The organism is Dictyobacter formicarum (assembly GCF_016587435.1).
In genome coordinates this window covers 16,718-43,361 of record NZ_BNJJ01000013.1, presented here as the reverse complement: position 1 = coordinate 43,361, position 26,644 = coordinate 16,718, and the positions used below count along the sequence as shown (strand labels likewise).

23 protein-coding genes are annotated in these 26,644 nt (G+C 51.4%); 3 read left to right on the top strand and 20 right to left on the bottom strand.

Annotated features, from left to right (window positions below; translation table 11 throughout):
• Positions 1-46: 46 nt before the first annotated feature.
• The 13 genes from JMI88_RS22090 to JMI88_RS22030 all read right to left on the bottom strand — a co-directional run bounded on the left by JMI88_RS22090 (position 47) and on the right by JMI88_RS22030 (position 15,768).
• On the bottom strand, positions 47-796 hold the full coding sequence (locus JMI88_RS22090) for a winged helix-turn-helix domain-containing protein (protein WP_201364148.1): 750 nt from the start codon (positions 794-796) through the stop codon (positions 47-49).
• 25 nt (positions 797-821) lie between these two features.
• On the bottom strand, positions 822-1,613 hold the full coding sequence (pstB, locus tag JMI88_RS22085; protein WP_201364335.1) for a phosphate ABC transporter ATP-binding protein PstB: 792 nt from the start codon (positions 1,611-1,613) through the stop codon (positions 822-824).
• A 230-nt stretch (positions 1,614-1,843) separates the two neighbouring features.
• Positions 1,844-2,773, bottom strand: a complete 930-nt coding sequence (gene pstA, locus JMI88_RS22080) for a phosphate ABC transporter permease PstA (protein ID WP_201364147.1) — start codon at positions 2,771-2,773, stop codon at positions 1,844-1,846.
• A complete protein-coding gene (gene pstC / locus JMI88_RS22075) occupies positions 2,770-3,735 on the bottom strand; it encodes a phosphate ABC transporter permease subunit PstC (protein ID WP_201364146.1) in 966 nt (321 codons plus the stop codon). Before pstC ends, pstA begins: the two co-directional genes overlap by 4 nt.
• Positions 3,736-3,835: 100 nt before the next feature.
• Positions 3,836-4,762 (bottom strand): phosphate ABC transporter substrate-binding protein, encoded by a 927-nt coding sequence (locus tag JMI88_RS22070; protein ID WP_201364145.1) that lies wholly within the window; start codon positions 4,760-4,762, stop codon positions 3,836-3,838.
• 538 nt (positions 4,763-5,300) lie between these two features.
• Positions 5,301-5,765 (bottom strand): hypothetical protein, encoded by a 465-nt coding sequence (locus JMI88_RS22065; RefSeq protein WP_201364144.1) that lies wholly within the window; start codon positions 5,763-5,765, stop codon positions 5,301-5,303.
• Between the two features lie 174 nt (positions 5,766-5,939).
• Positions 5,940-6,857, bottom strand: coding sequence for a WD40 repeat domain-containing protein (locus tag JMI88_RS22060; protein WP_201364143.1), 918 nt, complete (start codon positions 6,855-6,857; stop codon positions 5,940-5,942).
• 5 nt (positions 6,858-6,862) lie between these two features.
• Entirely contained in the window at positions 6,863-7,348 is a 486-nt protein-coding gene (mog, locus tag JMI88_RS22055) for a molybdopterin adenylyltransferase (RefSeq protein WP_201364142.1), read from the bottom strand.
• Positions 7,349-7,351: 3 nt separating this feature from the next.
• Positions 7,352-8,014 carry a CpXC domain-containing protein gene (locus JMI88_RS22050; RefSeq protein WP_201364141.1) on the bottom strand — a complete coding sequence of 221 codons (663 nt, stop codon included), beginning with the start codon at positions 8,012-8,014 and terminating at the stop codon, positions 7,352-7,354.
• A gap of 540 nt (positions 8,015-8,554) precedes the next feature.
• Entirely contained in the window at positions 8,555-9,823 is a 1,269-nt protein-coding gene (locus JMI88_RS22045; RefSeq protein WP_201364140.1) for a DNA double-strand break repair nuclease NurA, read from the bottom strand.
• A 15-nt stretch (positions 9,824-9,838) separates the two neighbouring features.
• Entirely contained in the window at positions 9,839-12,994 is a 3,156-nt protein-coding gene (locus JMI88_RS22040) for an AAA family ATPase (protein ID WP_201364139.1), read from the bottom strand.
• Between the two features lie 247 nt (positions 12,995-13,241).
• On the bottom strand, positions 13,242-14,486 hold the full coding sequence (gene lgt / locus JMI88_RS22035) for a prolipoprotein diacylglyceryl transferase (protein WP_201364138.1): 1,245 nt from the start codon (positions 14,484-14,486) through the stop codon (positions 13,242-13,244).
• A 223-nt stretch (positions 14,487-14,709) separates the two neighbouring features.
• On the bottom strand, positions 14,710-15,768 hold the full coding sequence (locus tag JMI88_RS22030) for a hypothetical protein (RefSeq protein ID WP_201364137.1): 1,059 nt from the start codon (positions 15,766-15,768) through the stop codon (positions 14,710-14,712).
• Positions 15,769-16,027: 259 nt separating this feature from the next.
• Here JMI88_RS22030 and JMI88_RS22025 point away from each other — a divergent pair, with 259 nt between their 5' ends.
• Complete coding sequence (locus JMI88_RS22025; protein WP_201364136.1) at positions 16,028-17,548, top strand: MFS transporter; 1,521 nt, start codon at positions 16,028-16,030, stop codon at positions 17,546-17,548.
• Positions 17,549-17,608: 60 nt separating this feature from the next.
• Here the strand turns inward: JMI88_RS22025 and JMI88_RS22020 are convergent, their stop codons facing one another.
• The 3 genes from JMI88_RS22020 to JMI88_RS22010 all read right to left on the bottom strand — a co-directional run bounded on the left by JMI88_RS22020 (position 17,609) and on the right by JMI88_RS22010 (position 20,165).
• Positions 17,609-18,439: an XdhC family protein gene (locus JMI88_RS22020; RefSeq protein ID WP_201364135.1), complete on the bottom strand. Its 831-nt coding sequence runs from the start codon at positions 18,437-18,439 to the stop codon at positions 17,609-17,611.
• Positions 18,440-18,769: 330 nt separating this feature from the next.
• The gene (locus JMI88_RS22015; RefSeq protein WP_201364134.1) at positions 18,770-19,072 is read right to left on the bottom strand and encodes a protealysin inhibitor emfourin; all 303 of its coding nucleotides are present in this window, start codon (positions 19,070-19,072) and stop codon (positions 18,770-18,772) included.
• A gap of 1 nt (position 19,073) precedes the next feature.
• A complete protein-coding gene (locus JMI88_RS22010) occupies positions 19,074-20,165 on the bottom strand; it encodes a M4 family metallopeptidase (protein ID WP_201364133.1) in 1,092 nt (363 codons plus the stop codon).
• 485 nt (positions 20,166-20,650) lie between these two features.
• Here JMI88_RS22010 and JMI88_RS22005 point away from each other — a divergent pair, with 485 nt between their 5' ends.
• Positions 20,651-21,448, top strand: coding sequence for a hypothetical protein (locus JMI88_RS22005; RefSeq protein WP_201364132.1), 798 nt, complete (start codon positions 20,651-20,653; stop codon positions 21,446-21,448).
• 15 nt (positions 21,449-21,463) lie between these two features.
• Positions 21,464-21,667, top strand: a complete 204-nt coding sequence (locus tag JMI88_RS22000) for a hypothetical protein (protein ID WP_201364131.1) — start codon at positions 21,464-21,466, stop codon at positions 21,665-21,667.
• 59 nt (positions 21,668-21,726) lie between these two features.
• Here JMI88_RS22000 and JMI88_RS21995 read toward each other — a convergent pair whose 3' ends face one another.
• The 4 genes from JMI88_RS21995 to JMI88_RS21980 form a co-directional block, all read right to left on the bottom strand.
• Entirely contained in the window at positions 21,727-23,298 is a 1,572-nt protein-coding gene (locus tag JMI88_RS21995) for a DUF4129 domain-containing protein (protein ID WP_201364130.1), read from the bottom strand.
• Positions 23,222-24,646 carry a DUF58 domain-containing protein gene (locus JMI88_RS21990; protein ID WP_201364129.1) on the bottom strand — a complete coding sequence of 475 codons (1,425 nt, stop codon included), beginning with the start codon at positions 24,644-24,646 and terminating at the stop codon, positions 23,222-23,224. The genes JMI88_RS21995 and JMI88_RS21990 overlap by 77 nt, the downstream gene beginning before the upstream one ends.
• Before the next feature lie 7 nt (positions 24,647-24,653).
• Complete coding sequence (locus JMI88_RS21985) at positions 24,654-25,646, bottom strand: AAA family ATPase (protein WP_201364128.1); 993 nt, start codon at positions 25,644-25,646, stop codon at positions 24,654-24,656.
• A gap of 187 nt (positions 25,647-25,833) precedes the next feature.
• Positions 25,834-26,439, bottom strand: coding sequence for a hypothetical protein (locus JMI88_RS21980; RefSeq protein ID WP_201364127.1), 606 nt, complete (start codon positions 26,437-26,439; stop codon positions 25,834-25,836).
• Between the last annotated feature and the right edge of the window lie 205 nt (positions 26,440-26,644).

Sequence of the window (26,644 nt, the reverse complement as noted above, 5' to 3'; positions counted from 1 at the left end):
TCGTGATGAGTATGTATGCGTGCCTTCTTTTATTGTCCCAGGCGCTTTAGCCACGAAACACATAGCCCACGCCGCGCACCGTCTGAATCAATTTGGGATTGGCGGGCTCATCTTCCAGTTTTTCACGCAGCCAGCGGATATGCACATCCACCGTACGCGTATCACCAGCATAATCATAGCCCCAGACATGGTGCAATAGCTGGTCGCGTGTCAGGACGGTACCCCGGTTGCGCACCAGGTAGGTAAGCAGATCGAACTGCTTGGGCTGAAGCTCAACATTCTGACCATGGTTGGTTACTATGCGACCGGCTTGATCGATAGAGAGTTGACCTACCGTTAAATCTTTGCGCCTGGGAATATTCCCCTGTTCATTTTTAGCAGGTACCGGGGTAGCATACTGGCTTCCACCCTCCTGGGCTGGATAATCAACGCGGCGCAGCAAGGCACGCACCCGTGCCAGCAGCTCGCGTCGTCCAAAGGGCTTGGTTATATAGTCATCTGCCCCCACCTCCAGACCCACCACTTTATCAATCTCCTCGCCCTTAGCGGTCAGCATAATAATAGGGATCGTCGCGGTTGTGCGTTCGCGCCGCAACTGGCGACACACCTCCAGACCATCAATGCCAGGCAACATAATATCCAGCACAACAAGGTCCGGGATATCGCGGCGAGCAGCATCTAAAGCGCTCAAGCCATCTGCCGCCCTGATAACCTGGTAGCCCGACTGCTCTAAATTATAGGAAATGGTATCGAGCAGAACTGTTTCATCATCGACCACCAATATTTTTCGTGACACAGGAATCCCTTACCTCTCAAAAGGCCTAGCCAAAACGGCCACTAATGTAATCTTCGGTCTCTTTACGTGTGGGCCGTTCAAAGAGCTGGACCGTTGGTGAGTACTCGATCAACTTGCCGCTGAGAAAGAAGCCCGTATAGTGTGAAACGCGTGCAGCCTGCTGCATATTGTGTGTCACTATAACAATAGTATACTCTTTCACCAGCTCGGTGATCAGCTCTTCAATTTTTAGCGTCGCAATCGGGTCCAGGGCTGAACAGGGCTCATCCATCAGCAAAACTTCTGGCTGTACCGCCAGCGCACGCGCGATACACAGGCGCTGCTGCTGACCACCAGAGAGGCCCAGGGCCGAAGTATGCAAGCGATCCTTCACTTCATCCCACAGGGCCGCCGCCTGTAAGCTATACTCCACGCGCTCCTCAATCAATTTTCTAGACTTACCCTGAACGCGCAGGCCATAGGCAATATTATCAAAAATAGATTTGGGGAAAGGATTGGCCCGCTGAAACACCATCCCAATACGTTGCCGCAATAGGACGACATCGGTTTTTTTGTCATAGATATTGAAGTCATCAAATACCGCCTGTCCGGAGACGCGGCTACCAGGTATCAGATCATTCATGCGATTCAATGTACGCAGAAAGGTTGATTTGCCACAGCCCGATGGGCCGATCAAGGCGGTTACCTGGCGATCTAGAATCGGGAGTGAGACATCGAACAGAGCCTGTTTAGAGCCATAGAAAAAGTGTGTATTTTTAACATCGATTCTGACTGATGCTTGAGCATTTAACGTCCGGGTGGGATCAAAATGACCCATATGTTTAGCTTCTTTTTCAATCTCATCAACATTGGCTGTCGATGTATTGCTATCTCGAAGCGAAAAACTTTGCTGTTGATTCATGTGTATTCCTGATTGTGATAGGGGTTGAAAACTATGTAAATGTTGCGGTTCCATTATAACTCCTTTTCGTAAATTTCGCTCTATGTCTCGCTGATCTTATCCTTCCATGTTTCCTGATGTGTTAACGGAACGAGTACCGCTATAGGTTACGCCCCTGTCACACGGCGCTGGATAGCATTACCAGCCGAACGTGCTCCTAGATTAATGAGGAGCAAAATAATGATTAACAATGCGGATGAGCCGGAAGTTACGGCATCGGCTACCGCTCTGGTCAGACCACCGCCGGTGCTCTGAATATTGTAGATATTGATAGTCAAATTATCGCTACCGATAAATGGACTGAGCGTAAAGACATTGGCGGGATTGCTGGCGCCCATCGTGAAGATCAGGGCGGCCGCCTCGCCGATGATTTTGCCTGCCGAGAGCACAATACCGGTAACAATGCCTGAGAGCGCCGAAGGAAGCACAATCGTATGCACCACACGCCACCTGGTACAGCCCAGGGCCAGTCCTCCCTCTCGCAGCTCATGTGAAACCGATGTCAAAGCATCCTCAAAGAGGCGCAACGTGTTGGGAAAATTGAGGCAGAGCAAGGTTAAAGCTCCTGCTATCCGGCTCAGACCGAAGCCAAAGAAGGTACAGAAGAGAGCATAGCCAAACAGTCCAAGCACAATCGAAGGTACGCCAGCAAGCGTCTCAGCCGCAAAATGAATGCTTGCCACCGTCCGGCCCTGCGGCGCATATTCGGTCAGGAAGATAGCAGCGGCCAGCGAGATAGGGATCAATATAATCTCTGCCAGGATCAAGATATAAAATGTATTGAAGATCTGGGCTCCCACGGACGCCTCACCAGTGGGTGCATAGAACCGCGGATTGATCAAAGAGGGGAAGCCCTGGATTAGCAAGCGCAGGATAATAGAGACAAAGATCATGGTAACGATGATGGCGATACCCCAGAGCACTCCTTGCGCGACCTGATTGTTGCGATGCAGACGCCGTACCAGCTGCTGGAGCGAGGCAATTTTTTGTGCACCAGGATTGGACGAGGGCTGAGAAAGCTGCTGTTGGGCACTCATTTATAGACACTCCTGCTGGCAATATAACGGCTAAGACAGATAAAGAGAAATGAAACGATGAGCAGCAGAAAACCAAGCATAAAGTATGCATCGCGCTCAGCGCCGACCGCCTCAGGAAAGTTAAGCACAATAGGTTGCGTCATGTTTACATTGGGCTGAAAAAAGATGGCGGGCGTAAAGATATTGAGTGGCAACGTTTTACCTTTCAGCACCAGACTGACCGCCAGGGCCTCACCAATCGCGCGCGCCATTCCCAGAATCACGGCCGTCGCCAATCCCGTGGTTGCCGCGGGAAGGAGCGCATTTCTCATCATTTGCCAGCGGGTAGATCCCAGCGCCAGGCTAGCCTCGTGGATGGTGAGTGGAAGCGCACGCAGCGCATCGATAGAGATGCTAATAATCGTAGGCAAGATCATCAAGATCAGCACCACTGTAGCTGCGGCCCAACCATAGCCAGCCAGGGCCGGAATCGGCGTCAATGGTCCAGCGATATCACGAATGATCGGGACCAGAGCTACCAGCGCCAGGAAGCCAATCACCACCGAGGGCATACCAGTAAAGACCTCCAGCAGTGGGCGCAAAATATTTTCCAGCCACGCAGGACAAACCTCGGTCATAAAGAGAGCCATCCCGAAAGCCAGTGGCGTAGAGATAAGCACTGCTAAAAGCGTGGTCACCACCGATCCCAGAATAAAGCCCAGCATCCCATAACTGGGTGTGCCCATGTTGCCTTCTGGATCCCAGATAGTAGTAGAAAGGAAATTGCTTGAATGCGGATCGGCACTAAACATGCGCAAGGCATTGAGACCGATAAAGAAGAAAATCCCAAAAATGATGACCACAATTAAGGCCGCGCAGAGGAAGAAAATAGCGCGTACCCCCTGATTTATAAAGCGACTCTTGACGGTTCTGGGATGACTATGTTGTTTATATCTCGGGCTGATGGATGAGATATCCGCCACAGCAATGTCCTTTTTCGGGTTATATCAGTATGTGCAGTTTAGATAGCCGTTGCTCATGTTTGGAGGAAGCGAGAGACTTCTCGATCCCACCTACCTGGCGCTACGAATGCTTTGGCGTTTTGGCGGTTAGTGCCTCCTGGTTCATCCTGGTGATATCCAGGAAGCCTTGTTGCGCACGGAATGTCTCCGTAGCTGGGCTTTTCATATAATCGATATAGGCTTGAGCTAATCCAGTAGCCTGGCCTCTGGTGTACATATGCTCAATGCTCCAGAACTTATAGCTGTTGTTGACTACATTGGCTTCAGTGCCATCGACACCATCGATTTTAACCACATGCAAATTATTTTTACGCGCGAAATCTGACGCAATATATGAGACGGACCCCGCGGTCTGGCTTACCGTCGTGCTGACTTCACCGGAAGCATTAGCCACAGGATTGCCCGAGATCGTTTCTTTCTGTCCCAAAACATAATTCTCAAATGTAACACGTGTGCCAGAGCCTGCAGGACGACTGACCGCGACAACAGGCAGGTCTGGACCGCCAAGTTCACGCCAATTTTTCGTTTTACCAGCGTAAATATCCTGTAATTGCCGGCTACTCAAAGTGCTGATATTTTTGACATCGCTATTAATCACTATCGCGAAGGTCACAACAGCCACCTGATTATCGACCAGATCAGGATATATGTTCTTATCAGCAAAGATATCTGAATTACCAATTTGAGAGCTGCCATCCTGAGCATTCTTCAAACCGGTACTGCTACCACCACCACCGACAGTAATATTGGCGCCTTTGCATCGCTGCTGATAATCTGCGGCCACATCCTTTGCCAGTGGCTGCAATGCCGTTGAGCCAGTTATCTGCAAATTTGCCTGAACACAGGTCAGGTTGCCCATCTTTTTTGCGGCGCCAGAACTAGAAGTAGTATCTGGCTGACTGGCATCCAGATTGCCGCAGGCGCTAATCAGCACACTGAGTACCATTAAGGCCGTTAGCATAAAGGCTAAACGCCATTGCAGTTTCATGAATACTCCCCAACCTGTAAGGTGTTGCATGTAGCTACAATTTCTCGGTGGAGCAGTTAAAATCGAATAATGATAAGTATTTTTACTTTTATTTATTCACCACAAATTATCACTGATCGATTAACTATGTTTTATGAAAATGTTAAGAGGATGTTAAAAATAATCCTTTAGGATAAGTTATTGTTAATTATCGGATGTGTTGTGAAATCTTAAATGGAGATAAAAAGAGATATAATGGTGCGCTACAGGCGTATATGAAAAGCAGGTTTTTTTATGCCTTCGGCCCCTGACGCTACGCGCCTTCGGCGCTCAAAAGGTCTTTTTATTCGTTGGTGCAGCCATTCGCGCATTGCGCGAATGGCTGCACCAACGAATAAAAAGGGCTCGGGCGCGCATGCGCCCGCCCGTACGGGGGCGTTTTGCTTCCCATGGTGACAGGTTTCAGACACATTCTAAATATTCAGACATATTCTAAATATAAAGAGTGGGGGCGTTAGCGCCCCCGGGCTGGCAAGCTATTCCCACCTCCAGTGTAAGCCTATTCTGCGGTTTCCTGGTTGGAGGTAGTGCTCGCTGCCTCATCCTGTGCATCGGCTGGTTCAGCCTGTACTGCATCTTGAGGCTGGGCGCTTGTATCAGCTGCATCAGTCTCTGTGGTAGTTGACGCTGAAGGGGTAGTGGCGGCGGCTTCCCGCTGTTCATAATTGTAAGCCCCATTACTCGTCAAAATATCCTGTACCTCGCTATCGCGGCCATCGGGGCGGATTGAGACAACTATTTTGCCGGACTTATAAGCCTCATCGTAATAGTGCGCCTGCTCTTCAGAAACGCCAAGGTTTACGAGATCAGTCTGCAAATTGGAGGTAGCATTAGTAGAAGCATTAATGGCTACCCCTACCTGATCATACCGGAAGCCAGCGTTTCGCAAGGTATCGACCGCATTCTTTGCCTGTACCTCATCTTGAAAAATACCTATCACAATTGGTGTCTGATATGTTGTCATACAATCTCCTTTCAATGTATCCTCTCAGGACGTGCAAGATAGCTCTATATCCGGCAGCATCTGTGCTGTGTCTTGTCCTGAAGGCATCCTCCTCATTACAACCCATTATGGTTCAGCATATGACACGCTTTTAGTACGCCTGGATCACGAAAATAGATGCAGAAAAGCCCCAACTTAGTAACGAGATTGTTGCCAGAGCCAGAGGTGGATGCTCTGCTGGCTGGCTGAAGCAATCACAGTACTATCGGGTGACCATGCCAGGCTGCGAATCCAATGTTGGTGTTGCCGAAATTCTGAAACCAGGCGCTGACCTGTTTCGGCGTTCCAGACTTGGAGGATAGTATCGTTGCCGGCGGAGGTCAAAAAATCGCCATTGGGAGACCAGGCAATGGCTTTGATGAAATGGGTATGTTCGCGGTAGATACATAACGTCTGACCGCTGCTGGCATCCCAGATATGCGCCTGGCGATCATGGCCCGCTGAAGCGATGCGGGTACCATCGGGAGACCACGATGTGGCGTAGACCGCTCCCCTGTGGCCATCATACTGAATTTGATGATCGCCTGTTGTGGCATCCCAGACTTGTACATTGTCCTCAAAGCAACTGGAGGCGATGCGCGCAGTGCGTGGAGACCAGAGGGAGGAAAAGATACGATACTGGCCACTATGGGTATACAGGTGTGTCCCATCAAAGGCCTGCCAGACCTGTACCGTGTTGTCGCCATAATCTCCGCCGGAGACGATACAGGTGCCATCAGGTGACCAGGACACACTGCGCACAAAACGGGTATGCCCACGATAAGTATGGATGATCGTACCGGTTCTGGCCTGCCAGACCTGGACAAGGCCACTGGTACAACTGGTTGCCAGATACTGGCTATCGGGCGACCAGGCGATAGCCAGTATGCAAGTTGGATGACCATGAAACGTGAGGAGTCGCTGACAGTTCAGTGGATCCCAGATGTGTACCGTGTTGTCGCGGCCGCCAGAAGCGATGCGTGTGCCATCAGGTGACCAGGCGACCGCAAAGACATTATCGGTGTGACCAGTATATTCTGTATGCTCCCACCCCACCCGGTTGTATATGCCCATAATAGTTAGTGTTCCTTTGGGCCCTCAATGAGCAGATTGATTGCGTGTGGGAGAACTGGCAATATATATTCCAGGCACTCTTGAACGGCTTTGGGACTGCCGGGAAGGTTAATAATGAGGGTGCGACCACGGATACCGGCTACGCCACGTGATAGCATGGCCATCGGCGTATATTTCAGGCTGATGGCGCGTAACGCTTCTGCAATGCCAGGAGCTTCACGCTCGATGACGGCCCTGGTTGCCTCTGGCGTAACATCGCGCGGAGCCATGCCCGTGCCGCCTGTGGTCAGCAGCAAATTAACCTTTTGCTCATCGCACCAGGCGCGCAGGAGCGCAGCAATCTGTTCCTGTTCATCGGGCACAATGCTCTGTAGTTGAACGGTGGCCGCAGGTAATTGTGCAACCAGTTCACTAGCACGTGCCCCACTGAGATCCTGCCGCTCTCCCCGCGCAGCCCCATCGCTAACAGTCAATATCCCAATGGTAATCATTATTTATCCTCGTGCCGCTAGCTCGCGCATCAAAGCACCAACCTGGCGGCGCGATCCATAGAGCCAGACGGTATATTCATCTGGTAGATCTTCTACCTCGATGCAGCAGCCCATTTCAGTTGCCAGCTTGCGTGTAATATCGTGGAACTGCCCACGTTCCGCCTCGCTGCGACTCTGCGTACTCAAGGCCAGGCGCCCCAGACGATCTTCCTGGCTCAGCTCGCTATTTATCAGTTCACCCAATTGTTCCAGGCCAAATACAACCTTCAGAGGAGGCATATCCTTCGCCTCTGAGGCCGAAAGAGAGACCACACGTCCCCCATTGTTGCCGCTGGATTCCCCGTCCTTATCCTGTTGCTCATGCAATTTGGTGGCATCCATGTAGACATCGCGCAACTTCTCCAGGATCAGCAAGCGTGCGTCTTCAGGAGCATCGGCTCGTGGATGAACATAGGCCAGCAGATTGTAGGCCGGATCTGAATAGACAAACGGCATCGAAATGGCGGCCCTTCTGCTACAATTGGGACAGGTTGAGACATTGATCAATCCGGCCAGTACCACGTAGCGCAAATGAGCATCATCTGCGACATTAACATATTCGTAGGCCTGACCGCTAAAAACTTGTCCACAGGGACAGGTAAATGTATGTGTTGTCGAACGTGACATAAGACAAATTCTTCGCTCTAACTTCTAGAGAACGGACGCTAATTTATGTTATAGCAAGTATAACATATTGTTTGCTCGAAATTGTATGCTACTACAATAGTGGTTCTGCTCACGCTGGTAAAACACTTCAAAAGTGTAAATGCCAGGTTTTTGGCTGTGCCTGAAAACCCGATGGTTCGCGCCTTCGGCTCCTGACGCTACGCGCCTACGGCGCTCAAAAGATTTTTTATCGTTGGTGTGGCAGTTGCGCACGGCGCAACTGCCACACCAACGATGCATAAGCTGCTAGCGAACGGGAGCTCAAAACATCTTGTGAGTGTTGGTGTCTCGGGTGCGCACGACGCAACAGACGCATCAACGATGCTGCATAAGTTGCTAGCGAACGGGAGCTCAAAACATCTTCCGTGTGTGGGAGCCTCGGGTGCGCCGTGCGCACCCGAGGCTCCCACACAAAAAAACGGCTCGGCCGCGTATGCGGGCGCCCGAAATGGGCGCTCAGACTTCCGGGGTACCAGGCATCTGATACACTATTACGGCGCACTAGCGCCTTCTATTTTTACTCAGTGACTTGGTTGAATACGTGAATTTGACCCCCTGGCGCTCCAGGAAGGCCTGGAATTGGCCATAAAACTCATTGCGATCCTGCATCGTAATCACCGAAACGGCGTCCGCGGTTTCGATCGCATAAGGATAGCCATTGCCAGCAATAATTTCCGCTCGCACCACATCTAACACAGGTTCAAGGATACCATCATCCAGCATCCAACGTGGGAATTCCAGGCGCGTAGGAGGGCGCACCGCCGTCGTTTGTAGATAGCAGAAAGCCACACTATTATGGTCGGGTCCGTAGCTTTCCAGCACATCATTGCGTGCGCACAGCATGGCCGGCGTTCGATCTCCCCAGCGTAGATGGCTGCGCCAGAGCAGGGCGTCGTGAATCTTTTTTGTATCGCGCAATACCGGCCTGGGAAGAGTCGCATCCAGCCGGCGCAACATCGTAATCATATCACGAGCATAGCTCGTGTCAATGTAACCGATCAATGGTACACGTAGCTCTTCCGAAGTACGCAGCAGAGAGAGGGCGGCATCGATATAGCGCTGGCGGTAAGGATTGGGCATGGTCAGGGCAAAAGAGACAACCAGAGAGCCATCAAAGAAAACCACCGGACTATAGATAGGATCTTCCTCACGGCGGGCAGCGGCCTGCTGGCGCATCAACTCACAGATGGTCTCAACCTCTAACAGATAGCGGCGCTGCGTCACCTGCATTTCAGAGTATGGATAGCTATCAGGGTCCTCTGCGTCGTTTTTTGTATCATCCATTAACTCTTCGGGGGCCAGCACTTCCATGCGCACATCTTTCGTATAGGTGCGACCGCGGGCATGAGGATTGACAAAAAAGCCCACCTGCACCAATCCAACCGGGATTGAAGCATCACGCCACGGCATCAACTGACTGCCATCGACGGCGACAGTGGTGATACCCTCGATGCACTCGGCCCATTGCCGTGCCTGCTCATGGGTCCCAAAATCGCGTCCGAAGGGAAAAATCGGACCATGATAGGGTTGATTGACGGCGTTAACCAGCCAGCGATCAAACTCTAGCGTCGGACGAGCGCCTGCTGACGGCATACCGATCTCATCGGGTGGAAGCATATGTTCCAGCTGGGAACTGGAGGCATAGCGCTCATACAAATGTTCCAGCGCATACTGATACATTGCCAGCTGTTCATTGAATGAGCCATCGAAGAGCGAGAACTGACCCTTCTTGGCATTCAACGCCGCCTGCAATTTGCCTTTGTGCAGCATGTACTTCCTCCCTGACTAATTAGTTGTTTGCAGCTGGGATCTTTCCCCATCCTTATGGTGCCAGGCCTGCCCAAAATCTGCCTGTGGCAACGTACCATCTTCATCATCAAGCATATATGTCTCGCCGTTCACTTTATTCAAGCGCACCAGGCTATCCAGCCCTTGCTCAAAGGTATCGTCGTGGCTGATGACGATCAGCTGATCAAAGCCGCGCACGCGGCGAATCTGCTCGGCCAGATTCATGCGGCGCAATTCGTCCATATTCTGGGTTGGCTCATCAAAGAAGGCAATATTCAGTGTGGAGAGCTTCTTGAGCAGAGCCAGGCGCACAGAGAGGGCAGCGCTCATTTGCTCGCCTCCACTGAGCTGGGCAAAGCTGCGATCAACGCCTTGCTGGCGCAAAATAATCTCATAATCATTGCGCCAGGAGAGCTGGGCACGGCGATCGCCCATTACCTCGCCAAAGATACGATTAGCTTCCGCTGAAATATCCGCCAGCATAGCCCTTAGCACATGGGGAGCGGCATCTTTAATCAGATCGCGGAACTGCCCCATCATCTTATGAAGATCATCCAACGTTTGATATTCGGTCTGGGCGGCTTCTAACTCTACCAGCAAGGTCTCGGCCTGCGCAATCTTCTGTTCAAGCTGGAGTATTTCTGCCTGCAAGGTCTTCATTTGCTCTACCAGCTGGATCTGCTCACTGCGAATATTCTCGATATCTGTACGCAGCTGATCGAGTTCTTGCTGCTGGAAAGTAGCTTGCGCCTCTTGAAAAGCGTGCTGTACCTGTTGCAAATGTTGTTCAGCCTCAGTTGCCACTATTTGTTGTTGCTGGTATGCCAGCTCGCGTTCAGGCAAGGTGCTGGCCTCATTTTGATGTTGCAGGTAGCGGTGATAGCCAGCCTCGTTTTGCTGGATACGGGCCTCCTGCAAGGCGATATCCTGATCTAATGAAGCATAACGCGCCAGCTGCTCATCCAATTCCTGCAGTTGTTGCTGAACCTCTTGTAAACGTCGCTGTTCTTCCTGTAACTGTTGCTGGTAGGCAGCTTCCCTGGCGATGGTCTCTTGCTTGGCCCGGCTCTCGGAGCGTGGATCATTTAGGGCGGCCAGCGCTGCTTCTAGCTGTGTGAGCCTGGCGGAGCTGCCCTGCAACTGCGCGGCTTCCTGTCTCAAAGTAGCAACCTCGGCCTCAAGTTGCTCGCCCTGCTTCTGCAACTGCTCAAGCTGATGTTTAAGGCCATCCAATCCACGCGTCTGTGCATCGGCTTGCCTGCTCTCCCTTAACTCTTTTTCAGCCTGCTGCAGCTGCTGATCAACCTGATCGATGCTCAACAGCTCCTGCTTGAGGACCGTGATCTCTTCCGTCAACCTGTCCAGTTCGCGCTCCAACCGCTGCATGTTGGCTGCACGCTCATCACGGCGCTCCACATATTCAGCGAAGCGCGGCAGGGCGTCCGCATACTTCTGAATCTGGCTCTTGCGCCGATTCAGCGTTCTCTGCTGGACCATAATCGCCTCGATTTTTTCGCGTTCTTCGACCAAAAGATTCTCGAAGTAGGACTCCAGACTGACGATGCCACGCTGGCGGATATTCAGGCAGCTCTCGTTGAGCAAAGGACACTGTCCGCCGGCGGATTCCGCTTTGGAGCGGGCGTAGCCCTCGATATTGCCCTCCAGGCGGATGCGCTGATCGTCCAATGTTTTTAGCTGCTGCTCAAGCTGGGGCATCTCTTCAGCTTCCTGGCGATGTTCCTCGATCAATCTGACACTGTTCTCGGCCTTATGCAGAGGCTCTAGCAGCGGTTCTCGCTCCGCCTTTCGTTCCCGTAGCAGGGCCGTTTTTTCTTTTAGTTGTTGCTGTTTCTGCGTGCGCGCAGTGACCTGCAAGCGTAACTGGGTATGGGTCTCGGAACGTATATCGAGCAACTGGGCCACCGCAAGCAGAGGCTCGATCGTCGTGATCTTGCGTTGACACTGTTCCTGTTCCAGCTTTAGCGCCTGCAAGCGTTCTTTGCGCCGCAGACCATCGGCACAGACATCTTTATAGCGCTGGCTCTGCTGACGAGCCTCATCGCGCTGGCGCTCTAATTCAACCTGCTGCTCCACCTGGGGGGCCAGATCAGCAATACGCCGCCGGGCGCGCTCCACCTCCTGTAAATACTCTTGCTGGTGGCTGATGCGCTCATTGGTTTGAATCTGCAAGCTCTGCATCCTGGCCTGCTGCTGGCGCAGCGCATCGCGGTTGGTAGCATCCTGTCGTAACTGGCGCAGCTTCGTATTGGACTCTTGATGGCTATGGTAGGCAGCCTGGTTTTCCTGCACAATGCGCTGCGCCTCGCGCGCAGTCTGAAGGTGTTGCTGGCGCTCCTGCAATATAGAATGAGCAAAGTTATACTTAGCCTCAGCCTGTGCATATTGTGTCCCCAGGTTCCTTACCTGTTCAGCCTGCTGCTCCAGGATGGTTCTGCGCTTCTCATAGCGGCTTAGCTGCTCGCTAAACTGTAGATTCTTCTCGGTATTGGCCTGTTCAATCAGACGTTTCGCATGGAGAAACTCGCGCCACTCATCCAATTCGCGTGTCTCATACTGCAGACGATCAATGGTCACCTGCTGTGCCTGCCTCTGATCTTTATAATAATTTTGTGTGCCCAGTAAATATTTAGCGGCAGTCTGATAATCTTCAATCTGCAGCAACGCATCAAAGGTCTGTTTACGTTTGGCGGCGGTCTCTAGAAAAATAGAAGTAAAGGTTCCCTGTGGAACGCCCAGGGCATCACGAAACAGCGCCTCCAACGAGCGCTCGCGATCGATACCGAACAGCTCATGCAACTTATCCAGCACATCGGCGCGCTGTTCCAGGCGCATATCGGCCTCTTCATCATAAATGAGCCAGCGCGCGCCCGTGCCGCAGCGTCGCTCGACGGTATATGGCCTCTCATCGCTACCAATCAGGTGGACCAGGACCCTGCCACTTTTTTCGCCCTCGCGGACAAACTGATCGTGGTTATAAGGTAGGTAGCCAAAGAGCGCAAAGCCAATTGCCTCAACCAGCGTGGTTTTCCCGGAGCCGTTGGAGCCACTGATAGCCGTCGTACCACGACGAAAATCTACCGAGACCTGACGATAACTTTTTATATTTTCTAACTCAATTCGTGTAATGAGCATAATACAGCGGCCAGCCTTCCATGCATATAGATGCGATATAACGAGATGCCTACTCCAACCATTCTATTTCGGGATACCAAAAGTGGAAACATTCAGGCGCATTATAACACGACTGGGAAGCAGCGTGCAGTTTGATATGAGCTGGCATAAGCCTGTTTTAGTATCCTTAACAAGAAAAAAGAGACTCGTTGTAACATAATTATGCTAACGAGTCTCTACTTGCATAGACATGCGTAATGTAAATGCCTTACGCTTTTTGCCTGGTTTTGTCTTCCTTTGGAGTGGATGGAGTTTCTGATTGCTTGTCAGTGTCGCTGGCAGGCTGTTCTACAATCGGAGCCGTTTCTTCTGCATGATTGGTTGAAAGGGCGCTTTCTTCCACTGTTGTGGCGGGAGCCGGCTTTCCCTCTTCCTCTGCAGCAGCACTGGCAGGAGTCGTTTGATCGGTTGCTAAGGTTGGAGTCTCCGTATCTGTGCTGGCTGTTTCCGTAGCAGGGGTCGCCTCATCATCTGGCTCAATCGCTGGTGTTTCGCTCAACTCTTCGGTCAATACTTTCTTTTCTAGCGCAGGTTTGGGTTTCTGGGGAATGCCATAGGTCGCGGCAACTTCCCCATCTGGGACTGGCTTAGAGGTACGCAGCACCCAGTATGTCAGAGGGAGCAGCAGAATAAAGACGACCAATGAGGTCCATTGAGCCTGTTTGAGACCAAGGTCGAGACCCAGGAAGCTGACAATGTCGTTCTGGCGCGTAAAGAAGATCAAGAACTGTGAAATGGTATAGCTGAACAGGTAGACAAGCATTAAGATGCCTGGACGCCGCACCCGGTGTGCCAGGTAGAGCATGGTACCAAGGACAATCAGGTTGATAATCAGCTCATAGCCCGCCGCTGGCTGGACCGGTACATTACAGGTAGCTGGATTGAAACAGGCCCAACTATTGGGATTCTGATAAACGGTTGACCAGGGCAGAGTGCTGGGATAGCCAATAATATCGCCATTGATCAGATTACCAATGCGACCGAAAATCTGCCCTGCCGCTCCGAACAACACACCTGCATCAATGAGAACCAGAGGGTTGATACGTTCGACCCTGGCACGCCATATAAGAGTTGGAATCACTAGAAAGATCGCGCCATAGAAGGCCATGCCACCTTCCCAGGTTGCCAGGATACGTTGCGGCTGTAGGAGATAACCATTTACCAGGTCAGGTTGCTGAATAACGAAATAAAGACGTCCACCGATAAGTCCGGCTGCGATACACCACCAGAGGATGCGATAGACCATATCCTGATTAATACCTTTGCGGGTAGTGTATCCCTTGATCACCCATAAACCGACCATGATGCCCACCACATACATCAAACCATACCAGCGCACCGCCAGCCATGGTCCTAAATGTACGAGGACCGGATCGATATTAATGTAAATGTACGGTGGGCCGATATGCAGCCAGCCCCCGCTTAAAAGATAGGCAAGTGGGAGAATATTCATCGTTGACTCCAATTAAAAAACACTTCTTTAGCGCACAGTGCTTATGATAGTATGCTTCACGAATACATGCAAGGGGGTAAGCAACTTTGCATCTTATATGCGGGTCCCGCCGGGCCGTGGGGCGGCTATCTAAATGCTGGATAGTGTAAGGAACAACATGGCAAAATGGGGCAGCATTACTCAGCCTTAAGTAATGCTGCCCCATTTTAGTGTATGGCGTGGATTATTGCATGACCTGGCCTTTCGCTACCACTTGATCGATAGCACCGACAAAGGTAAATGCCGCCTCTGGCAGCGTGTCGTAGCGACCACTGAGCAACTCCTGAACACTGCTCAGCGTCTCCGCTATACTCAGGTACTCACCGGGAATGGCGCTAAAGGTTTCAGCCACATAGAAAGGCTGGGTTAGAAAGAGATTTAAGCGCCGGGCCCGGCTCAGCAGTTGTTGTTCACAGGCCGAATGTGTACTTTGTCGTTGCAAGGCTTCCGCCTGTTGTAGCAGGGCACGCACCTGCCGGGCCATATCCTGATGTGTCTGGCCAGTGGCATTACTCTGCAGTAGTGTGGAAGTAGACGCCAATCGATCAACGGCCGGATAGAGCCGCTGCTCAGCCAGGAGTCGGCTCATCACAAGCTTGCCATCCGGCGCCTGACTTCTCTCCTCGGTCCGAGTGAGCACCAACGTCGTAATGTCATCTGCTCGTACGGCAGCGGCGAGTCCCGGCAGATGCAGCGCTCGCGCATAACTGGCCACCGGCTCATCGATCAAGAGGAGCACTGCATGACCCTGGCTACGCAATTGCCGGGCAACATTCAGGCCAACCTGAATTAATTGTTGGCTGACGTCTGGCTTTTCAGATTGAGGTTCAAAGATTACCGCAGTCTGTGCCTGTAAGTTGCCTTCAACAATGCTGGTACCCAGGCCAGTAGTTTCGTAGGAGGTCTCGCCCATCGTAACGGCGACAGCGTAACCATGCTGGCATGTTACCAGATTGTGCATCAATTCCTCTACGATCACCAGTTTACCCAGGCCGAGATCACCCACGATGTTGTAGATACCACCGAAGGAGATAGGTGCCAGAAGATCGATCGGTTTGATGCCCGTTTCGTAAAAGCCGAGTTCCTTAAATGCCTCCTGCGTCGCGTCTTCAGCGAGCTGAGAGTCATGGAGCAGCGTATATGCAGTGGCATAGGCCATGGCCCGAAAACGCTCTACAATCTGACCAAAGGCCTCTAAATCTCCCTGCTGTGCTGCTGCAACCTGTGTCGTAAGTGTTTCCATTGCTGCCACCTTTATGTAAACCCTTTGAGTATTTTTCTGTCTTCATAGATAAGTCCCACTATTATGGCAAATGGTTACCATAATTAAGACCTTTTTGGTAGCTAAACCAGAGCAATAGTACAAATGACACTGTAAGATAGCAAGCCCGGCATGCTATGGTTGGTTCAACACTGTTGGTGTGCGCTATGATGATATCAATAAAGACTTTTCTTGAATGGATGAAGCTGGTTTCAGAAGCAAAGAAGGGCTAATAAAAAGCATGACGGTGATCGATCAAGGTGGAGATATAGGATCTTCTCAGCCTGTGGCCGAGCCTGCCCTGGCGAAATTGCATTGGGGACAGATTATTGCGATTAGTATTTTCTGGTTTGCACTTAACTTTCACTGGGCAGCCATTGGCACTATTATTCTTCCCAGCCAGGTCTTTAAACTGGTAGGACAACTCCATCAGGGAGAGGCTCTGGCCTATATCCTGGTGCCGGGTGCATTTGTCGCCTTAATTACTAATCCTCTCTGGGGTATGGTGAGCGATCATACGCGAGGCAGGCTGGCGAGCTGGGGACGAAGGCGTCCCTATATTCTGGTTGGCACACTGATTAATGTGGTCGGCTTGATCTGGATGGCGCTGGCCCCGGACATCCCTTCACTGGCGCTGGCCTATATCCTGGTACAGTTTTCCAGCAATATGGCTCAGGCTCCCTTCCATGCTCTGCTGCCCGATATTGTGCCCGTCAGTCAACGTGGCCTGGCATCCGGTGTCATGGGATTTTTATTAATTATGGGTAACATTGGTGGCGTTTTGACCGCCAGTATGTTTGTAGATGCTTCTAAGCCACTCAGCCAGTATCAGGAAAACCTCTGGTTGATTTATGCCATTATCATTATCGTGCTGGTCGCATTGATGCTGATAACAATTCTGGTAGTGCGCGAACGCGCCAATCCCGCTAGACGCACTGCGTCCAGAGAAGAAGGGATGATAACTGAAAGGGGCAGATGGCTTCCAGCCTGGTTGACGCGTGAGCGACTGATGACCATTGGCGGTACGCTATGTGTGGCATTGTTGCTCTGGGGGTTGATTGCAAGCCTGAATAGCCTGCGGATCGGCGGCTTTCAGATCCACAACGATATTTTGCAGGTAGTGCTTGAGCTAGTCGTGACCGTTGGTATCTTGCGACTATTTGACTTTCGGCCTCGTCGCAATCCTGATTTCGCCTGGGTTCTGCTCACGCGCCTCTTGATGATGATGGGCATTTATACCATCCAGACCTTCCTGCAATATTATATGCGTGATGTCGTGCAGGCCGCCCATCCTGAGCAGCAGACCAGCAACTTTATTATTGTGGTGGCATTGACCAGCCTGGTCAGCGCTTTTGCCGCCGGCTGGCTATCGGATCGTTATGGCCGCAAGCGCATGGTCTATCTCTCAGGCGGTTTTATGGCTGCCGTTGGCCTGGTGTTTGTCGTTACCCACTCGCTGCTGATCGTCACGATCTCGGGCGCCATCTTTGGTCTGGGCTATGGAGCCTACCAGAGCGTGGACTGGGCTCTGGTTGCCGATGTGCTTCCATCCAGGCAAAACTATGCCCGCGATATGGGAGTCTGGAATATCTCGCTAGCGATACCGCAGATTGTCGCGCCAGTACTGGGCGGACCGCTGATAGACTCGTTTGCCAGAAGCGGACATACCGTGCAGGGCTATCAGATCCTCTTTCTGATGGCGATCATCTATTGTGTGCTGGGTACGGTCACCGTGCGCTATATTCGCGGCGTCAAACGTTGATTGGTTCCTTTCCGCCGTATGGAGGCGCAAGCAAGCGGCCGCGAGGGCCGCACCTACGTTTTACGTTGTGACGGGGTCTTCTATAAGTTTGTGCATATTTTTGAGAGGGATGCCAGTAGCATTTTTGCGCAGCATCGTAATCTCGGCGGCAATGCTCAAGGCGATCTCATCTGGCGTTTCGGCACCGAGATCCAGGCCAATCGGGGCGTGCACCTGCTCTAAGCGTGCGCGTTCGATACCCTCTTCTAATAATTCGCGGAAGATGCGTTTCACCTTACCGGGGCTACCGATCATGCCGATGTAGGTAGCTCTGGTGTCCAGGGCAGCCCGCAAAGCATCTTTATCCAGATTATGGCCCCGGGTCACAATAACGATCCAGGATGCCTCGTCTGGTTCCAGCGCACGGATAGTCTGAGGAATATCGCCAAAAGTCATTTGCACCTTGTTATCAAAGGCCTGCGACTCTGCCAGATCGCGACGATCATCTACCACAATCATCCGAAAATCTAGTCTTGCGACCAGCCGAGATAAGGCCTGGGCGACATAACCTGCGCCAGCAACAATTAAGCGGGGTTCGGGACGCAGAATTTCAAAAAATACCTCCAGAGTGGCACCACAACTGCCAACCGCCTCTCCCTGATCCGCATCCAGATGGACATGGACCGCTGCTGGATTCCCATCGCGTAATATCTTGAGAGCTTCTTGCGCAACCTTGCTATCGGTCTGTGGACCAGCAAAGCTGCCCTGCATCGAGCCATCCTGGTGGATCAATGCCTTACTACCAATTGGGCAGGGAGCCGCTCCCATTGTCTTAACCACGGTTGCAATGACTATTTTTTCTCCACGAGACAAAGCAGTTTGAATCTCATCATAAATTGTAATTGTGCTCATTATTGTCCCTCTGGCTCTTAGCTAGCCCATACTCAATAATTGAGTATACCACAAGAAGCTATGCTCTACTGCATTCCAACGCTGAGTGAGTGAGGTTACTATATGTTCTTGAAGTCTTCGGGCCACGCGTCCCGTTCCCGGGCCTAGCATAGTGTGAGGTGATCTCGTTCCTCTTTCTTGTGGGCGAATGGAGGGTTACCAGGTAGGGAACAGGCGTACAGAGGAAAAACAGCTGGTGTTGTGAAAATAGAGAGACCCAGTTTTATATGCATTTATTAAGCATATAAAACCGGGTCCTTTTATCCAATATGAAGTTTCAGGTGCCTGTGCTTATTGAATGTGCCGTTGTACGAATGACAGTAAAGCCTGGAGTTGGGGATCTCTGATGGGATCACTCACCTGGAGAGTATGGCTCCTGCCATTATCTTCAACCGTGATGTGATAGGTGCGATAATCTGCTCCTCGGGCAGGCTTATCCTGTACAGCAGGTAGCTCAAAGAAGTTAGCTGCCTGCACCAGCTGTCGCATCTCGTTAGCATTTTGCGCTGAGAGGGTAGCACTGTCCAGCGTTCTGGGCGTGCTTAGTCCTGGTAGCTGGGCGAAGCCTCCCTCAATGCGTACCTGGATCCGCACCTTAGTACTCCTTTGCCATCGCTGGAACCTGAACCCCAACCTGCTCCCAGGCATCATGAACGGCCGACCATTCCGAACTACGTGCGCCATACAGGCGTTCGGCGTTGGACAGGGTCAGGCGAGCGAACATGCGGAAGGTAGCTGTTGGGCGTAAGCGAGGATCGCGCAGGGTTTCATACCAGATGCGGCCAGCTTTCTCCCATGCATAGCCACCTATACGTGTCGCAACCAGGTAGAATGTATAATTCGGTATACCTGAGTTGATATGGACGCCGCCATTATCCTCAACGGTGTGTACATAGTCGTGCATATGGGCAGGCTGTGGATCACGGCCCAGCAGCGGATCATCATAAGCGGTACCAGGAGCACGCAGCGAACGTAAGGCGACACCATTGATTCTCTGGGTGAAGAGTCCCTGGCCAATCAACCAATCAGCTTGATCAGCAGTCTGATGCCAGGCATATTGTTTGACCAGCGAGCCAAAGACGTCAGAAATTGACTCGTTTAGTGCGCCTGACTGACCAACATATGCGAGCTGGCATTCATCTTCAGTTACACCATGGGTCAACTCATGACCAATAACATCAATAGAGCAGGTGAAGCGATTGAACAACTGTCCATCGCCATCGCCGAAAATCATGCGATCACCATCCCAGAATGCATTATCGTATTGATGGCTATAATGCACTGAAGCATCTAATGGCATGCCAGCATCATCAATCGAGTTGCGGCCATAGACCTGGAGATACAACGCATGTGTCCAGCCAATGCCATCATAAGCTTCATTGGCGCAGATATCCTGAGTGGGAGGCTGCCCCTCGGCGCGAACCAGTTCACCAGGGAGGTTCATTGAACCATGGACATCATACACAGTACGATGAAGAGCATTATCAGTGCTGAGCACTGACCGGCCACTGGTATATTTGCTGTTGAGCAATCCCTGAGCCATACGCATGGTACGGATGGAGTGATCGTGGCCCAGCATTTGCAAGGCCATAGTTCTCTGTTCTGGAGTGCCATGTTGAGCCATTGAGGTCAACATATGTGGCGGGAGGATATAAAAATTTGAGCGACGAGATAGCGATGGTCTCATTATAGTGTCTCCTTTTGTCTCACAACGTCTTCTTGCCATGCATCCGCGAGTTAACACTATGGTGTGCTGTAAGAGGTCTTACGATGTATACAGTTTTACTCCAAATAGATACAGCACGAGAAGCCCAGGCGCATATCATGTGATCAAGTAATTTTTAAGCTACATTGATAAACGATACATAACTGCACATAAAAAACAGCCTGCCTATGCTTCTACTACAAGTATAACTGTGACGCAATAAATTTTGGTTTTACATTGCCATTATAAATAGGAGACAAAAAAACTCTCATCCCCTCATTAATTCGCAACCACGCGCAAAATTTATGTAGGCTCATACTTAAAAATCCCTTACTTGCTTACTACCATTTTTCCTCTACCAAAAAAGAATAATCAGATGTCTGATACTTAGTGGTACAGAAAGATACTTGACAATATAGATCTGGTGTACTAAAATAGTAGAACAAATTTTCGAAAAGGAGCATAGAATGGACGATCAAACCAACGGGCAAGTCCAAGAAGAGCAGACGACGACCCGTGTTTTCAATCCCAATGAACATCTTATGCAAATCAGGTCTGGTCAAACCTCAAAGGACTACTTACCTGTCCAATGGAGACTTGTCTGGTTTCGTTCTGCCTTCCCGCATGGGGTGATCGAAACAGAAATGCTTCACCTGGATATGGATCGCGAGACCGAGGAAGAGGCCTATGCATGGAATGCCGAACGGCGGCGCAGTGAAAAAGTGATTAAGCAAGCCAAGGGCTTCTGTGTTTTTCGTGCTGTGGTAAGAGATGGCATAGGTGGTGTCGCCACCGGTACCAAATCTGAGAAGGCAGCCAGCTTCGGCGATTTCATTGAAAAGGCCGAGACGGGAGCGATTGGACGCGCCCTGGCAGCGCTCGGGTATGGCACGCAGTTCACCGGCGATGAGTGGGAAGAAGCCCATCGCATTGTCGATAGTCCGGTAGAGCGCCAGGCGGCGGCCGTCGCCAACGGAACCAGCTCAAGCGGGCATAATTCCGCCCTGGTTTCGGTACGCCCGGCTAGCAATGGCTCGAAGGGTCATCGTCAAGCCGCTGAGAATAACGGTGATGGCAAAGCTGAGAATGAAGTTCCCACCAATGCCACCGAGCAGCAGCTTTCAAGTATTCGTAAATTGTGCGATCACCTTGGTAAGACCGCGCCAGCCGACACTGCAACGCTGAGCTACACGGGGGCGCGCAAAATGATTCAACAGTTAACCGCAGAATACAGGGAGTCCAAGCAGAACAACAAGGCTTCCTAAAGGAAGAGATATCCTATGAGCCCAGCTGAGCTAGAACATGCTCATCAATGTATGCAACAGAGGTGGTATGAATTAGTACAGGCTGAGCAGCAAGGAGCACCGGTCCGTGATTTGGAGCGCCTGTATGAGAAATATATACGCTCAGTCGAGGTCTATAACCGGGGTTCTAAGAGTTGCCCGGTCGCGCACCAGGAGCGTAGGTTCCCTGGCGTAGCATAAAGTGAAACGTTTTCAGCCCGCATGCGGGCTGAAAACGTTTCACTTTATGTTTTATAATGTTAGTCTTCGCCCCAACGCGAGGCTTGATAAGGACGTTTCTGGGCAGGCCGGGGCGCTACATGCAGATGGGTTGTCAATCTTTGCAGCAGATGTGGCAACCACTGGCGTAAAAAGCTTTGCTGCTCACCAGTTAGTTTTTGCCGGCCATAGCGTTCCCGCGTATAGGCACGGGTAAACTCGTCCAGAATGGCGGGATCGGATGGGGTTTCCGCGTTACTGGTCGGTAGTTTATGGGTGGCCAGCAAGAGCAGGCGCTTCTGGTATTCCGCTGGTGTTTCAGTGGGATAGCGGCCGAACTCGCCACCTTTTTCTGCCATCGATTGCAAAAAGGTGCGATAGTGTACACGGACCGAATCGGCCTCCAGTTGTTCCAGTTGATTGGTTGCCGATTGTTGCTGCTGACGCTCCTGGCGGCGCTCCTTCCGAATCTGTTGCATATCCAGTCCCTCGCGTACCTCTTCCTCTTCTAGCAGCGTATTTTCCTGCCGGTTTTGCTGCTTGCTTTTAACAAACAGCACAATGGCGATCAGAATCACAACAGCGATGGCGATCACAATGAGGCGCAAGATCAGCATTGTAGTGGGAGAGGCTGCTGGTTGATGGAGGGTGGGATGCATTATGTTTTTCGGATCTGGCTTTTGTTTGGGAAGAGCGGGTGGCGAAATCGTCGTCCCTAAGAGATGCGGCAGGCCGCTAAACAGCCAGTTCAAGACGAAGAAAAAGCCATAGATAATCCAATTGATGACGAACAGGAGCAACTGAGCCAGCCAGCCGACCAATGACCAGAATGGGCTCAAGAGCATGACCAGTGCCTCATTGGGGAGAATTTCCAATAACACGCAGAGCGTGATAAGGACAAGCCATGTAATGGTCAGGGCTACCACCCAGCTATTGGTCCCTTCTTTTATTCCTGTCTGTGACTGCCGGGCCTGTTCTTTGCGTGCCGCCCCGATTCGTGTAAAAGAGAGCGCCACAAAGCCAGACAGAAAGAAGATGGGGAGATCCCGCAGCAATTCATCGTTTATGCTATATGACGAGCCGATATCCCCAAGTAGAGAAAAGGTTAACACAACCAGTATCGCGCCCAGGCCAATCTTAAAGAATAAGATCAATTGATCATCGCTAAAGCCAGCCCTGGCTCGATCAACGCCCCGCTTCCAGGCCCAGCCAGTCAAAATGATCATGAAGACCACAGTGAGCGTATCACCGAGCGCGTAATAGCGGGTCAGGCCCAGCAACAGCAGTCCCAGGACGATGCCCAAAATATCAAACCTGGTCACATGCATCCCCACCTGGAAGTCCAGTTGTTGCCCACGCCGCTCGCGTCGATGATAGCCCCAGATAGCCCACCAATGAAACAGCAGCAGGAGTAGCACGATACTGCCGACATCCAGGTAGTTGACGCTCAAAACCAGGCGCAGAAACAGCATCTGCAAAAGCAGAAAGATTGGTTGTGCCTCCATCAACGCCGACGCGATAGGAATGGCCAGAAACTCAATCCAATTGGAGGCTATGAATGCTGGTACCGATGGCCCCGGTTTGTCCGTCGCCGACGGCTTGAATAAGCTCATGCCACTGCTCCTTTCCTCCAATGTTATACGTGGTCAGGTTCGCGGTATCCGGAAGCTCTTTCCCCTCCTCCAGATCGCCAGCGAGAATAATATTGACGGCAGTACCATGGCGGCGGCGCTCAAGCAGGTAGTCGATAGTGTTAGGGCTCAAGGTGTTGACTGGACTGACCAGTAAGATGGTTGTACCCTGCTGAAACATCTCATCTTCCAGCTCGATCATTCGCTCAATCGGTGTATTAAACGTAGGGACCAGGCGGGCCATCGTACTCAAAATCTGCTCATAGTGCGTATAGTCACGGGCAAAAGGCAGGCTGATGCCGGGTGGTGAAATAGTGGTAGCGTTAGATTTGCGTGCGGCGTCCTCATCGAATACCCGATCAGTATTTACCTCGGCGCTGAACGTATGGGTGGCCGTCACCATAGAGCTATTGGTCAATATGCCCACCATATAACCTTCGTCCAGTCCCCAGGTAGCCAGGGATGCGGCCGCAGAGATGCAGTATTCCTGCAACTCTTCATCCATCCCTTTTTCCTCGTTTGAGTAGGTCCAGGTATCGAGCAGGATCAACAGGCGCCGCTCAGTGGTTGACTCATAGATTTTGCTGCGCAACTCACCTACCCGAGCCGTTGCCTTCCAATCGATGCGGCGAGGATCATCCCCCATCTGATACTCGCGATTGCCAGCGAACCAGAGCGGATCCTCTAGCAACTGGCGCGCCCCCACATACTCGCCCATCGGAAAGACCGAGGGGAGCCCCAGGCTCTCGATAGGAGCGATCAATGGATAGACCAGCAGCGTCTCATTAGCGGGTAGCACAACCTCACGGTCCAGCCAGCCGAAGGGATCGCTACAGTGGAGCCGCAGAGGACCGAAGAGATGAAAGCCACGGGCCTGGCAACGCATGCGATAGCGACGTGTCACACGTTGATATGACCAGAGCAGCCAGGTGCTGATCAGTGTATCGCGCTTGATTGTTTGCAGCCGACTAGTGCGTGTGCCAGATATCGTCAGCGGCGGCGAGATCGAGTTTTCCATCTGCAGCCAGGGTAGCGGCAGAAATTTACGATTCTCAACCGTGACAGATAGGACAACCTGCTCCCCAAAGAAGAGATGCGGCTGGTCCACCTTCTGACGAACCAGCAGATGTTTTAAAGCGTAGCGATACCAGATCTCTGGTACAAAGCCCACTAGAAACGTAAAAATAGCGGCCAGCACCATTAATGGCTGGCGGGTAATCACACTGAGGCCCAGCAAAGCCAGTGCCACATAATACCAGAGCCGCCGTTTTTTGAGCAGCAGGTTAGTCGATTCAGTTTGTTGAAGACGCGTTTCTTCCTCAATGCTCATGGAAAAATTACCTTGTCGCTGGCGGGGACGCGATAGCCTCAACCGGAACCTCGATCGTCTGCACAATCTCGGTAATGATTTCCTGACCACGTCGGCCGCGCATCCGATTGCGATTGGTCGTCAAAATACGGTGTCCCAGCACAAACGGTGCCAGGTATTTAATATCGTCTGGCTGCACAAAGTTACGTCCCTGGATAGCCGCGTAAGCTTCGCTGGCGCGATAAAGGGCCAGCGTACCACGGGGACTCACGCCCAACTGGATCGCATCATGCTGACGCGTAGCGCGCACAATAGCCAGTAGATAACGTTCAACCTCCGGTTGCCACTGCACCTCGCGAATCGAGCGCTGCAGGGCTACAAATTCGGCCGCCCCCACCACTGCCTGTAAAGTTTCCAACGGCTCATTTAATTTAAAGCGATGCAGTATCTCTTGCTCCTCCTGCTCTTCAGGATAGCCCATCTGCACCCGCAACAGGAAGCGATCGAGCTGAGCCTCTGGTAGAGGGAATGTGCCCTCAAGCTCAACGGGATTCTGCGTGGCCAGCACCAGAAAGGGGCGCGGCAATTGTTTACTCTCGCGCTCAACCGTGACCTGCCTTTCGGCCATCGCTTCCAGTAGAGCCGACTGCGTGCGCGGAGTCGTGCGATTGATCTCATCGACCAGGAGAATCTGGGCGAACAATGGACCATTGCGGAAAACAAACTCATTCTGCTTCTGATCGTAATAGCTAACGCCGATAATATCGGTTGGAAGTAGATCGGGCGTACCCTGGACGCGTTGAAAGGTTGCGCCTAACGAACGGGCCAGCGCCTTGGCCAACACCGTTTTACCCATGCCTGGTACATCTTCCAGCAGCACATGACCATCGCTCAATAGCGCCACCAGCAAAAGATCAATAACATCGACTTTACCAATAATTACACGTGCCACGTTATCACGAATTTGCTCCGCATACTGCTGAACAGCAGCCAATGACGGAACAAAAGCATCATTTCCCATCCCTGTATGTCTCCAATCTTAGTTGTATGAGTTAAAAAGCTTCTTGCATTACAAGAAGCCTGGAGCGTTCTTTGCTATCTAATAGCTAAATTCTTCAGAGAATAGTGGGATACTTTATTGTTATACAAGTGTAACATGAAAAAGTCGCACTGGTCCAGAAAAATACAGTTGTCCTTATAGGTGGTTATCAGGATTGTGATTTTTTATGTAAATCGCGTAAAGCTTGCAGATAAGCTCCCGTATCTCCTTGTAACTGGCGCATATGCTCATCGCGATAGGTTTTGGAAGCCGGGATGGCCGGTTGGGTTGGTGGATTCCAGAGCAAACGTAGTCCCTGTATCCCTTGGGCAAAGAGCTGGCGCACCGGTTTAAAGGTCAGGTAAGACCAGAGCAAGAGCAGCAAGTACCAGGATAGAAAGAGATAAGCGCGCTGATGCCGAAAGAGCAGATAACTGAGCACACTCAGCAGAAGTGTATTGCCAGCGATGACAATAGGTTTGCGTGCGAAAAACACTTTCTTGATGGTGGGTGCCGGTTGAGCGGCTGAAGGTAGTGCACGCTGAGGACGGGTTTGCGCCAGGGTTTTATTAGCGCGTTCGAGTTGTGGATAAAAAATATTTTTCTCTGTAATGGGCAGTGAGCCAAACAATGGATGTATACTTTGCGATCCAAGCTCATCAGTCACGGGCGATAGCGCTAATGACGGCAGCAAATTAGCAGTAATTGGTGTATGTGGAAACAACTCATCACTCGCAACCGCTTTAACAAGTAATACTTTTTTCAGGCGTGGCATATGTATATGTTCCCCCTCTGCAATCCCTTCAAGACCCTTTAATACACGTTGTTCATTATACTGATTTGTAGTGGATAAGGCAAGCATAATGGTATAAAGATATACTTATGGGGATATTTTTGACATAGAAGTAAAAGAAGAGTGTGCTTGAATGCCATGCTTTTCGCGCCTGCGGCTCCTGACGCTGCGCGCCTTCGGCGCTCAA

Excerpts from the sequence above, each read along its gene's own strand:
- JMI88_RS22005 (WP_201364132.1), top strand. The coding sequence starts at position 20,651 with ATGGACGATCAAACCAACGGGCAAGTCCAAGAAGAGCAGACGACGACC.
- JMI88_RS22050 (WP_201364141.1), bottom strand. The coding sequence starts at position 8,014 with ATGTCACGTTCGACAACACATACATTTACCTGTCCCTGTGGACAAGTT.
- mog (WP_201364142.1), bottom strand. The coding sequence starts at position 7,348 with ATGATTACCATTGGGATATTGACTGTTAGCGATGGGGCTGCGCGGGGA.
- JMI88_RS22000 (WP_201364131.1), top strand. The coding sequence starts at position 21,464 with ATGAGCCCAGCTGAGCTAGAACATGCTCATCAATGTATGCAACAGAGG.
- JMI88_RS21980 (WP_201364127.1), bottom strand. The coding sequence starts at position 26,439 with ATGCCACGCCTGAAAAAAGTATTACTTGTTAAAGCGGTTGCGAGTGAT.
- JMI88_RS22045 (WP_201364140.1), bottom strand. The coding sequence starts at position 9,823 with ATGCTGCACAAAGGCAAATTGCAGGCGGCGTTGAATGCCAAGAAGGGT.
- lgt (WP_201364138.1), bottom strand. The coding sequence starts at position 14,486 with ATGAATATTCTCCCACTTGCCTATCTTTTAAGCGGGGGCTGGCTGCAT.
- JMI88_RS22065 (WP_201364144.1), bottom strand. The coding sequence starts at position 5,765 with ATGACAACATATCAGACACCAATTGTGATAGGTATTTTTCAAGATGAG.
- JMI88_RS21995 (WP_201364130.1), bottom strand. The coding sequence starts at position 23,298 with ATGAGCTTATTCAAGCCGTCGGCGACGGACAAACCGGGGCCATCGGTA.
- pstB (WP_201364335.1), bottom strand. The coding sequence starts at position 1,613 with ATGGGTCATTTTGATCCCACCCGGACGTTAAATGCTCAAGCATCAGTC.
- JMI88_RS21985 (WP_201364128.1), bottom strand. The coding sequence starts at position 25,646 with ATGGGAAATGATGCTTTTGTTCCGTCATTGGCTGCTGTTCAGCAGTAT.
- JMI88_RS22025 (WP_201364136.1), top strand. The coding sequence starts at position 16,028 with ATGACGGTGATCGATCAAGGTGGAGATATAGGATCTTCTCAGCCTGTG.
- pstA (WP_201364147.1), bottom strand. The coding sequence starts at position 2,773 with ATGAGTGCCCAACAGCAGCTTTCTCAGCCCTCGTCCAATCCTGGTGCA.
- JMI88_RS22070 (WP_201364145.1), bottom strand. The coding sequence starts at position 4,762 with ATGAAACTGCAATGGCGTTTAGCCTTTATGCTAACGGCCTTAATGGTA.
- JMI88_RS22060 (WP_201364143.1), bottom strand. The coding sequence starts at position 6,857 with ATGGGCATATACAACCGGGTGGGGTGGGAGCATACAGAATATACTGGT.
- JMI88_RS22040 (WP_201364139.1), bottom strand. The coding sequence starts at position 12,994 with ATGCTCATTACACGAATTGAGTTAGAAAATATAAAAAGTTATCGTCAG.
- JMI88_RS21990 (WP_201364129.1), bottom strand. The coding sequence starts at position 24,646 with ATGAGCATTGAGGAAGAAACGCGTCTTCAACAAACTGAATCGACTAAC.
- JMI88_RS22020 (WP_201364135.1), bottom strand. The coding sequence starts at position 18,439 with ATGAGCACAATTACAATTTATGATGAGATTCAAACTGCTTTGTCTCGT.
- JMI88_RS22010 (WP_201364133.1), bottom strand. The coding sequence starts at position 20,165 with ATGAGACCATCGCTATCTCGTCGCTCAAATTTTTATATCCTCCCGCCA.
- JMI88_RS22030 (WP_201364137.1), bottom strand. The coding sequence starts at position 15,768 with ATGGAAACACTTACGACACAGGTTGCAGCAGCACAGCAGGGAGATTTA.